The 9,812-nt window shown below is 66.9% G+C and carries 9 protein-coding genes; 5 read left to right on the top strand and 4 right to left on the bottom strand.

Annotated elements, in window-relative coordinates; translation table 11 throughout:
- Positions 1-167: 167 nt before the first annotated feature.
- The gene (rpmG, locus tag ACT6Y9_RS05445; protein WP_295480910.1) at positions 168-335 is read right to left on the bottom strand and encodes a 50S ribosomal protein L33; all 168 of its coding nucleotides are present in this window, start codon (positions 333-335) and stop codon (positions 168-170) included.
- Between the two features lie 14 nt (positions 336-349).
- Positions 350-583, bottom strand: coding sequence for a 50S ribosomal protein L28 (rpmB, locus tag ACT6Y9_RS05440; RefSeq protein WP_139688698.1), 234 nt, complete (start codon positions 581-583; stop codon positions 350-352).
- A 302-nt stretch (positions 584-885) separates the two neighbouring features.
- On the opposite strand from rpmB, the gene ispH reads away from it, so the two are divergent.
- Both ispH and ybaK read left to right on the top strand, forming a co-directional pair.
- Entirely contained in the window at positions 886-1,851 is a 966-nt protein-coding gene (gene ispH, locus ACT6Y9_RS05435; protein ID WP_295480907.1) for a 4-hydroxy-3-methylbut-2-enyl diphosphate reductase, read from the top strand.
- A gap of 112 nt (positions 1,852-1,963) precedes the next feature.
- Positions 1,964-2,455 (top strand): Cys-tRNA(Pro) deacylase, encoded by a 492-nt coding sequence (ybaK, locus tag ACT6Y9_RS05430; protein ID WP_443743780.1) that lies wholly within the window; start codon positions 1,964-1,966, stop codon positions 2,453-2,455.
- A 122-nt stretch (positions 2,456-2,577) separates the two neighbouring features.
- Here ybaK and ACT6Y9_RS05425 read toward each other — a convergent pair whose 3' ends face one another.
- On the bottom strand, positions 2,578-4,056 hold the full coding sequence (locus ACT6Y9_RS05425) for an RsmB/NOP family class I SAM-dependent RNA methyltransferase (protein WP_443743779.1): 1,479 nt from the start codon (positions 4,054-4,056) through the stop codon (positions 2,578-2,580).
- Between the two features lie 90 nt (positions 4,057-4,146).
- Complete coding sequence (gene purN, locus ACT6Y9_RS05420) at positions 4,147-4,797, bottom strand: phosphoribosylglycinamide formyltransferase (protein WP_295480869.1); 651 nt, start codon at positions 4,795-4,797, stop codon at positions 4,147-4,149.
- A 374-nt stretch (positions 4,798-5,171) separates the two neighbouring features.
- Between purN and ACT6Y9_RS05415 the strand changes: the two genes are divergently transcribed.
- The 3 genes from ACT6Y9_RS05415 to lspA all read left to right on the top strand — a co-directional run bounded on the left by ACT6Y9_RS05415 (position 5,172) and on the right by lspA (position 9,764).
- Positions 5,172-6,137, top strand: coding sequence for a bifunctional riboflavin kinase/FAD synthetase (locus ACT6Y9_RS05415; RefSeq protein WP_443743778.1), 966 nt, complete (start codon positions 5,172-5,174; stop codon positions 6,135-6,137).
- A gap of 231 nt (positions 6,138-6,368) precedes the next feature.
- Entirely contained in the window at positions 6,369-9,236 is a 2,868-nt protein-coding gene (gene ileS / locus ACT6Y9_RS05410) for an isoleucine--tRNA ligase (RefSeq protein WP_443743777.1), read from the top strand.
- Positions 9,237-9,764: a signal peptidase II gene (gene lspA / locus ACT6Y9_RS05405; protein ID WP_443743776.1), complete on the top strand. Its 528-nt coding sequence runs from the start codon at positions 9,237-9,239 to the stop codon at positions 9,762-9,764.
- Positions 9,765-9,812 lie beyond the last annotated feature (48 nt).

Raw genomic sequence — 9,812 nt, 5'->3', positions numbered from 1 at the left:
AGATCCCGTGCGGGGCGTTTTCATGAGCTACGGACGCCAAAAAGCCCGACGGGAGCGAATCCACATCGGGCCTTCCGCCAGCTCCTGCAGCCGGAGGCGCACCGTCCGCTCCCGAAGGAGCCTGAGGCGACGCCGCATCAGCTGCGGGCCGGGAGCCTGAGCTCAAATTACTTGAGCTTCGTCTCCTTGTAGATCACGTGCTTGCGGGCCACCGGATCGTACTTGGAGATTTCCATCTTGCCAGACTGGGTCTTGCGGTTCTTCGTCGTGGTGTAGAAGTGACCCGTGCCGGCCGTGGAGGCGAGCTTGATCTTGTCGCGAGCGCTTTTCGCCATGGTGAACTCCTAAATTAGATTTCGCCGCGGGCGCGAAGATCCGCGAGAACGGCATCAATGCCGACCTTGTCAACCGTGCGCAGGCCCGCATTCGTCAGACGAAGACGAACCCAACGGTTTTCGCTCTCAACCCAGAAACGGCGATACTGCAGATTCGGCATGAAGCGACGCTTGGTCTTGTTATTCGCGTGCGAGACCTGATGGCCGACCATCGGCGCCTTACCGGTGACTTGACACACTCGTGCCATCTTTAACTCCAAAAATAAAAAACGTCTCGCAGGCCCCCGCCCTGCTCCTCAAAGAGAAGGGGCGGCACCAAACGAGCGCAGAAAGTTGATGATTCTACGTCAATCTCCGATTGCGACGCCACCAGCGACGCAGCCAACTACAGGCGCGGACCGGCTTGGCTCCCCACAGTGTCAGTACAGGGCTCCAGGCGGCGCGGAGAATTTGACAGGGAGCGAATTGTACTCGGTTCGTGAGCGTGCGTGTGCGCAAAACCCCATTTTTCTTTAACCTAGCGGCAACAGACCCATCAACCGAGACTCCCATGCAGGTTCTTCTCGCCCAGCCGCGCGGCTTCTGCGCCGGCGTCACGCGCGCCATCGCCATCGTCGAGCGGGCGCTCGCCATCTACGGCGCCCCCATCTACGTCCGTCACGAGATCGTGCACAACCGCACGGTCGTCGAAAACCTCCGCGCCCGCGGCGCGCTCTTCGTGGACGACCTCTCCGAGGTGCCCGAGGGCGCCACCGTGGTCTTCTCCGCCCACGGCGTTCCGAAGGCCGTCGCGCGCGAAGCGCAGGCGCGGGGCCTGAGGGTCTTCGACGCCACCTGCCCGCTCGTCACCAAGGTCCACAAGGAGGTGGGCCGCATGCGCCGCGAGGGCCGCACGATCCTGATGATCGGCCACGCCGGGCACCCCGAGGTTGAGGGGACCATGGGGCAGGTCGAGGACGGCATCCGCCTCATTGAAAAGCCCGCGGACGTCGCCGAGCTCCCCTGCGCCAACTCCGATCAGCTCGCGTACGTCACGCAGACCACGATCAGCGCGGACGACTCGAGAAGCGTGATCGAGGCCCTGAAGGCGCGCTACCCGTCGATTCTCGAGCCCAAGCGCCAGGACATCTGCTACGCGACGCAGAACCGCCAGGAGGCGGTGAAGAAGCTCGCGCAGGCGGGCGTGGACTGCGTCCTCGTGATCGGTTCGGCGACGAGCTCCAATTCGAACCGCCTGCGCGAGGTGGCCGAGCGCGAGGGCGTGCGCGCCTGGCTCGTTGATTCGGCCGAGCACGTCGATCCCGCGTGGCTCGAAGGTGTGAAGACGGTCGGCATCACCGCCGGCGCCTCCGCTCCGGAGTCCCTCGTGCAGGGCGTCGTCGAATGGCTGCGCGCCCACGCCGGGGCCGACCGCGTCACGACGCTCAAGGGCGAGGAGGAGAACGTCGCCTTCCCGCTTCCGAAGGGCCTCTGGGAGAGCGACCTCGAAGCGGCGCGGACTGCGCGCGGCGGCTGACCGTCCGCAGCGGTAGTACTATCCCCTACGACATTTTTCTTGAATTCCTGCGGCCCCGAGGGGAGCCAAGAGCGCCCCGCCCGGGCCGCGGCAAAGACGATGGATGACGCCCATGTCGAAGTCCCAGCATCAGAGCCTCACGCCCGCCACGCAGTGGCTCAAGGCGCACAAGATTCCCTTTGAAGAGAAGTCCTACGAGTACGAGGAGCACGGCGGCACGGCGCTCGCCGCCTCGGCCTGCGGGCTCGACCATCACCACGTGATCAAGACGCTCGTGATGGAGGACGAGAACACCAAGCCCCTGATCATCCTCATGCACGGCGACTGCGAGGTGTCCACGAAGAACCTCGCGCGCCAGATCGGCGTGAAGCACGTCGCCCCATGCAAGCCCGAGCAGGCGCAGCGCAATTCGGGCTACTTCGTGGGCGGCACGAGCCCCTTCGGCACGAAGAAGCGCATGCCCGTCTACGTCGAAGCTTCGATCCTTGATCTCGACAGAATCTTCATCAACGGCGGGCGGCGCGGCTACCAGGTCGGCATCGACCCGAAGGTGCTCACCGAAGTCCTGGGCGCGAAGCCCGTGAACTGCGCCAACCCCTCGTAACGCGCGGCCCCGCCGGTTGGAAAAAACGAAGGCGGCGCCTTCGAGACTCCCCGAGGGAAGGCCGAAGCGCCGCCTTTTCTTTGCCTCGGGCGCCCGCAGACGCCCGTAGACGCCCGTAGGGCTTATTCGTCGCGCTGCAGCACCGCGGCGAAGAAGCCGTCGGTGTTGTTCACGTGGGGGAGGAGCTGCATGAAGCCCTCGAAGCGCTCGAGCTGGCCCGGGGCGAAGTGAATCCCCTGCTGCTCGAAGACCTCGGCGACGGGAACGAGCCGCCAGCCGGGATGGTCGGCGAGAAACCCGTTCACGACGTCCTGGTTCTCGCGCTTCAGGAGCGAGCAGGTCGCGTAGACCAGGCGCCCGCCCTTCTTCACGAGCTTCGAGGCGTGGTTGAGCACGCTCTTCTGGATCGCGTTGATGCGCTCCAACTCCTCGGGCGAGAGGCGCCACTTGAGGTCGGGGTTGCGCCGCAGCGTGCCCGTCCCGGTGCACGGGGCGTCCACGAGCACGCGGTCGAACTTCCCGGCGAGGCGCCGCACGCGCGGATCCTGCTCGCTCTTGATCGCGACCGGATGGACGTTCGTGAGGCCGGCGCGGCGCATGCGCGGAGCGAGGCCCGCGAGGCGCTTCTCATTCACGTCGAAGGCGTAGAGGCTCCCGGTGGAGCGCATCAGCGCACCGAGGGCCAGGGTCTTGCCGCCCGCGCCCGCGCAGAAGTCGCAGATCATCTCGCGGCGGCGCGGCGTGAGGAGGCGGGCGATGAGCTGGCTGCCTTCATCCTGCACGTCCACGAGGCCGTCCTGGTAGATCGGCCAGCGCGTGAGGCCGGGCTTCGTCGGCAGCCGCACGCCGTCGGGCGAGAGCGGCGTCGGGTGCGCCTCGACGCCGTTCTTCGCGAGTTCGGCCAAGACCTCGTCGCGGTTCGTCTTCAGGAGATTCACACGGAGGTCGAGGGGCGCGCCCTCGGTCATCGAGCGGCAGAGGTCCGCCGCGTCGGGGTACTGCGCCGTGATGAGGTCGTACATCCACTGCGGGAGCTCGGCCTGCACGTGCGCGGGAGCCTTCGAGACGTCGAAGGCAAGGACGTTCTTCAAGGGGCCTTCTTCGGAGCCGATCGCCGTGGGCGAAATCGCGTCGATCCCGTGTTGGCGCGCGAGCACGGCGAGGGCGGCGAGCTTCGGCGCGCGGTCCGGGTGCACCGGGCGCATCGCGGCGCGCAGCGTCCCGTAGCGGCGCAACGCCTCGTAGATCCCTTCGGCGATGAGGCCGCGGTCGCGCATGCCGAGCTGCGGATTGCTCTTGAAGAAGAGCTTCATGAGAACGTCGGCGGGGCCGTCGAAGCGCAGGATCACCCTGAGCGCCCGGGCGAGCTCGTCGACGATGAGCGAGGTGATGCGCACGCGGCCGGGCGCGCGCGGTGCCATGCGGCTTTCGGGCGTCTTCGGGCCGCTCTGCTTGGCGCAGCCGTGGGCGGCGCGCTCGGCGTTCTGGCGCTTCGTGGCGGCGATCTGACGCTCGGTGCGCCTTCTGCCCGGCTCGGCGCGTTCAGTGCGGCGGGGCTTTTGCATCGCGAAGGCGCGGCGCTTGGGATGGTTTTCAGCCATGACGAAAAAATCCTTTGGTCTTGATGAGTCCGGCACGGACGAATGGCGCCCGTCGCCGGGTGATGTTCTTCGGGCTCCGAAAGCGCCCCTTTAGTCGCGGTAGAAGACGGCAAGTTCGCGCGCGGTGGCGTCGTCCATCACGGCGCGGCCGTCAACGAGCTTCACGCGGCCTTCAGCGACGGCGCGCACGCACTTCGGATAGACCTTGTGCTCGTAGGGCAGGAGCCGCGCGGCGAGGGTTTCCGGCGTGTCGGTGGTCATCACGGGGACGACCGACTGCCCGATGATCGCGCCGCCGTCGAGGACGGCCGAGACGAAGTGCACGGTCGAGCCGTGCACGCGGCAGCCCGCCTCGATGCAGCGCCGGTGCGTGTCGAGCCCGGGGAAGAGCGGCAGGAGCGCCGGGTGGATGTTGAGGATGCGGCCCTCGAAGCGCGATACGAAGGTGGGCGTGAGGATGCGCATGAAGCCCGCGAGCACGACCACGGCGGGGTCGTAGGGCTCGATCAAGCGCACGAGCTCCTCTTCGAAGGCTTCGCGGGTGGGATAGGCCTTGTGGTCCACGGCGTAGGCGTCGAGCCCTTCGGCGCGCGCGGTCTCGAGCCCCTTCGCTTCGGGGCGGTTCGAGAGGACCGCGGCGATCTTGAGGCCCGCCTTCTCCCAGTCTTCGGCGCGCGCCGTGCGTAGGATGGCCTCGAAGTTGCTGCCGCGGCCGGAAAGCAGGATGACGATGTTCTTCATGGTGGAGTGCGGGAGAAGTGTGTGGGGGTGGAAGGGCGGCGGGCGGACGCCGCGCGTTTTGAGGCCTTGTGGGAGCCCCTTGCGCACGGAGGCCGACGGCCGCTCCATTGGGAAGCGGAGCGGATCGCGCGTGTGGTCCGGAGAAAAGGGCGCCATTCTAACGGCCTCGGACGCCTCCGGCGTCTTTGGGAAGCACCTCGGAGGCGGGCCTGCCGCCTCCGGGCGGCGCGCAGCCGGCTTGAGCGAAAACTCCTAGATCATCTGGCCGAAGTTGAAGGGCGTCCCCAATCCGTGCGTGCGCGTGCAGGCGCACCGGACATTATAATTTTTCGCCTTGATTCCACCCTTGAACCGCTTCCACCCTTCGAACTCCCATGCACGTCTTCCGCGGCCTTCCCGACCATCGTCTGCGCGTTCCGACCGCGCTCGCCATCGGCAACTTCGACGGCGTGCACACGGGGCATCAGGCGCTTCTTGAGGGACTCGTCTCGGCGGCGCGCGACCGCGGGCTCGTGCCCTCGGTGCTCACGTTCGAGCCGCATCCGCGCGAGTACTTCCCGCATCTCGATCCGGTGCCGCGCATCTCCACGCTGCGCGACAAGGTGAAGCGCCTTCTCGACTGCGGCATCGAGCGCATCTACATGCTTCCCTTCAACGAACGCATCGCGCGCGAAGGCGCCGAGCAGTTCGTCGAGCGCGTGTTGGTCGAGGGGCTCGACACCCGCTGGGTGACCGTGGGCGAAGACTTCCGCTTCGGGAGCGGGCGCGCGGCGAGCGCGCACGACCTCGAGCACTTTGGGAAGACCTACCGGTTCGAGACGTGGATTTCGCCGCTTCTCTTCCACGGCGAGCGCAAGGTGAGCTCGACGCGCGTGCGTGAAGCGCTCGCGGCGGGCGACTTCTACGAAGCCTCCGTGATGCTCGGGCACGACTACACAATGGCCGGCCGCGTGATCCACGGTCAGGCGCTCGGGCGCACGCTCGGGTTCCCGACCCTCAACATCGCGCCGATTCCGCCGGGCAGTCGCGCGCGCCCGGCCCTCTCCGGCGTCTTCGCCGTGCGGGTCGAGGGGATCGTTCCGGGCGCGGCGCTTCCCGGCGTCGCTTCGTTGGGGCTCAGGCCCACCGTGAGCGACTCGCGCCGGTGGCTGCTCGAGACCTACCTCTTCGACTGGCACGGCGACGCCTACAACCGCACCATCTGCGTGCGGTTCGTCGAGCGAATACGGGGAGAGCGCAAATTCAGCGGTCTTGACGAACTCAAGGCTGCCATCCGCAACGACGCCGCCCGCGCGCGTCAGATCCTCGGGCTCGCCCCGGGGACGGCCGAAGTGCTCTGAGGCCCGCCGGCTGCGGCCGGTCCGCCTTCCCGCAGGGAAGCGGCCCGAGCCCTCCGGCAGAGCGTCAGGCGCAACCGGCCTGAAGAAGCGCGGGAAAACGTTTTTTGTTCCATGGAGCGCAGCCGCCCGCGGAACCGCCGCCCGATCCCATTCGAAGGGGCCGGGAGACGATGCCGCCCGCACGCCGCGCCCGACCTGAAGAGCCCGAGGGGGCCAGGAGCCACGACCAAAATGGCAAAAGCTGACACTGCGGCCAAGGACGCCGACAAGAAGTATTCGCTCAACCTGCCGGATACACCCTTCCCGATGCGCGGGAACCTCCCGAAGCGCGAACCCGCCTGGATCCGCGAATGGGAGGAGAAGAAGATCGTCGAACGCATTCTCGACGCGCGACGCGACGCGAAGAAGTTCATCCTCCACGACGGCCCTCCCTACGCCAACGGCGCCATCCATCTCGGCCATGCGGTCAACAAGATCCTGAAGGACATGATCGTCAAGGAGAAGACCCTCGAAGGGTTCTGCGCTCCGTACGTTCCGGGCTGGGACTGCCACGGCATGCCGATCGAAGTTCAGATCGAAAAGCTCCACGGCAAGAACCTCCCCGTCGAGAAGATGCAGTCGCTCGCGCGCGCCTACGCGATGGAGCAGTCGCTCCTGCAGCTGGCGGACTTCAAGCGCCTCGGCGTTCTCGGCCTTTGGGACAACCCCTACCGCACGATGCGCCATGAGACCGAGGCGGCGGAAATCCGCGCGCTCCGCGAGATCATGGAGAAGGGCTACGTCTACCGCGGCCTCAAGCCCGTCAACTGGTGCTTCGACTGCCAGTCCGCCCTAGCCGAAGCCGAGGTGGAGTACAAGGACCGCGAGTCCCCGATGCTCGACGTCGCGTTCGAGCTCACGGACGAGGACCACGAGCGCGTCGAGAAGATCTTCGGCGTCAAGCTCGACAAGCCCTGCTCGGTGGTGATCTGGACCACGACCCCGTGGACCATCCCCGCCAACCAGGCGCTCAACATGCACCCCGAACTCGAGTACGCGCTCGTCGACTGCGGCGACCGCCTCCTCATCCTCGGCAAGGACCTTGCCGAAGAGTGCCTCAAGCGCTACGGCTTCACGGGCAAGACCGTCGCGACCGCGATGGGCGCCGAATTCGAAGGCGTGCGCTTCAAGCATCCGCTCTACGCGATGCACGAGGGCTACCGCCGCTACTCGCCCGTCTACCTCGCCGACTACGTCGAGGCGACCTCCGGCACGGGCATCGTGCACTCGGCTCCGGCCTACGGCGTGGACGACTTCGTCTCCTGCAAGCGCCACGGCATGACGAACGACGAAGTGCTCAACCCCGTCCAGGGCGACGGCACGTACGCCGCCTGGCTGCCGTTCTTCGCCGGCATGAACATCTGGCAGGCGAACCCGAAGATCCTCGACACGCTGCGCGTCGCCGGGGCGCTCCTCTCGTCGGGCAAGATGGTCCACAGCTACATGCACTGCTGGCGCCACAAGACCCCCCTCATCTACCGCGCCACGGCGCAGTGGTTCGTGCGCATGGACGCGCCCGATGAGGACACGAAGAGCGTGCTCGGGCTGCCCTCCTCGAAGAAGACGCTGCGCGAAGCCGCCCTCGAAGGCGTCAAGGCGACGAAGTTCTTCCCCGAGTGGGGCATCAACCGCCTCTACGCGATGATCGAGAACCGCCCGGACTGGTGCATCTCGCGTCAGCGCAACTGGGGCGTGCCGCTGCCCTTCTTCCTCAACAAGGCGACGGGCGAACTTCACCCCGACACGCTCGAGCTCATGAAGAAGGCCGAGGCGCTGGTCGCCGAAGGCGGCATCGAGGCCTGGGCCAAGGTGAAGCCCGAAGACCTCCTGGGCGACGAGGCGAAGGACTACGTGAAGTCCACCGACATCCTCGACGTCTGGTTCGACTCGGGCACGACGCACTACACGGTGCTGCGCGGCTCGCACAAGGACATCCTGCAGTGGCCGGCCGACCTCTACCTCGAAGGCTCCGACCAGCACCGCGGCTGGTTCCACTCGTCGCTCCTCACGGGCACGATGTTGGACGGCCGTCCGCCCTACAACCAGCTCCTCACGCACGGCTTCTGCGTCGATGAGAAGGGCGAGAAGATGTCCAAGTCGAAGGGCAACATCGTCCGTCCGCAGGAGATCAGCGACAAGTTTGGCGCCGAAATCCTGCGCCTCTGGGTCGCCTCGACCGACTACTCGGGCGAACTGCGCCTCGGGCCGACGATTCTCAACCGCGTGGTCGAGTCCTACCGCCGCATCCGCAACACGCTGCGCTTCCTGCTCGCGAACACCTCCGACTTCGATCCGAAGACCGAGTCGGTGCCGCTCGACGAGATGGTCGAGCTCGACCGCTGGGCCATCGCCTACGCCGAGGACTTCCAGAAGCGCGTGCTCTCCGAGTACAAGGACTACCGCTTCCACAACGTGGTGACGCTGCTGCAGACCTTCGCCTCGACGGACCTCGGGAGCTTCTACCTCGACGTTCTGAAGGACCGCCTCTACACGACGGCGCCGAAGAGCGCCGCGCGCCGCTCCGCCCAGACCGCGCTCTACATGATCACCGGGATGTTGCTGCGCCTGATCGCGCCGATCCTCTCCTTCACGGCCGAGGAAGCGTTCGCGATCTTCTCGCCCAACGAGGCGGGCACGGTCTTCGTCGAAACCTTCCGCCACCTCCCCGAAGTGGGCGGCGACGCGGAGCTCCTCGCCAAGTGGGCGGCCGTGCGCGAAGTGCGCGCGATCGTGCAGAAGGCGATCGAGGATGAACGCGTGCGCGGCACGATCGGCTCGTCGCTGCAGACGACGGGCGAGATCGCCGCTCCGGAAGGCCTCTACGAGACGCTCGCCTCGCTCGGCGACGAACTGCGCTTCGTGATGATCATGTCCGAGGTGAAGCTCGTGAAGGCCGCCGACGGCGAACTCAAGGTCACCGTGCGTCCCTCCGAAGAGAAGAAGTGCGAACGCTGCTGGCACTACGTGCCGGGCGTGGGCTCGAACGCCGAACATCCGACGCTCTGCCCGCGCTGCGTGACGAACCTCTTCGGCGCCGGCGAAAAGCGCCTCTTCGCCTAAATGGCGGGCGCTGAAGCGAAGAAGCGCCCCGTGCGCGCCGCCTCCCCGCGGGGCGGCCGCCCGGGCGGCGCGCGGTTCGCCCTCTGGGCGTTTCTTGGGTTGCTCGTGCTCTCCCTCGACCAGGCGACGAAGTTCTGGTTCGAGCGGGCGCTCGACCCGGGCGACGTAATCGCGGTCTTTCCGGGCTTCAACTTCGTGCTCGCGCACAACTACGGCGCAGCCTTCTCGTTCCTCGCGGAGATGGGCGGCTGGCAGCGCTGGGTGCTCTCGGCCTTCGCCTTCGCGGTGACGGCCGTGGTGCTGCGGCTTCTCTGGAAGCACAACGCGCGCACGCTCTTCAGTCTCTCGCTCACGCTCATCGCCGCGGGCGCCGTCGGCAACCTCTGCGACCGCGTGAGCGCCGGGTACGTGATCGACTTCCTCGACTTCTACTGGAGGAACTGGCACTGGCCGGCCTTCAACGTCGCGGACGTCGCGATCTGCCTCGGCGCGGCCGGGATCGTCGTCGACGAAATCCGCGGCGCTTGACGCACTCCCCGCCCTGAAGGACGGGGATTCTCCACTTGACCAACGCTC

The sequence above is a fragment of the Sutterella sp. genome (assembly GCF_052272535.1).
Taxonomy (GTDB): domain Bacteria; phylum Pseudomonadota; class Gammaproteobacteria; order Burkholderiales; family Burkholderiaceae_F; genus Sutterella.
The sequence above is the reverse complement of the archived record's forward strand: the minus strand, read 5'-3'. Positions and strand labels throughout refer to the sequence as shown.

Excerpts from the sequence above, each read along its gene's own strand:
- rpmG (WP_295480910.1), bottom strand. The coding sequence starts at position 335 with ATGGCGAAAAGCGCTCGCGACAAGATCAAGCTCGCCTCCACGGCCGGC.
- rpmB (WP_139688698.1), bottom strand. The coding sequence starts at position 583 with ATGGCACGAGTGTGTCAAGTCACCGGTAAGGCGCCGATGGTCGGCCAT.
- ispH (WP_295480907.1), top strand. The coding sequence starts at position 886 with ATGCAGGTTCTTCTCGCCCAGCCGCGCGGCTTCTGCGCCGGCGTCACG.
- ybaK (WP_443743780.1), top strand. The coding sequence starts at position 1,964 with ATGTCGAAGTCCCAGCATCAGAGCCTCACGCCCGCCACGCAGTGGCTC.
- ACT6Y9_RS05425 (WP_443743779.1), bottom strand. The coding sequence starts at position 4,056 with ATGGCTGAAAACCATCCCAAGCGCCGCGCCTTCGCGATGCAAAAGCCC.
- purN (WP_295480869.1), bottom strand. The coding sequence starts at position 4,797 with ATGAAGAACATCGTCATCCTGCTTTCCGGCCGCGGCAGCAACTTCGAG.
- ACT6Y9_RS05415 (WP_443743778.1), top strand. The coding sequence starts at position 5,172 with ATGCACGTCTTCCGCGGCCTTCCCGACCATCGTCTGCGCGTTCCGACC.
- ileS (WP_443743777.1), top strand. The coding sequence starts at position 6,369 with ATGGCAAAAGCTGACACTGCGGCCAAGGACGCCGACAAGAAGTATTCG.
- lspA (WP_443743776.1), top strand. The coding sequence starts at position 9,237 with ATGGCGGGCGCTGAAGCGAAGAAGCGCCCCGTGCGCGCCGCCTCCCCG.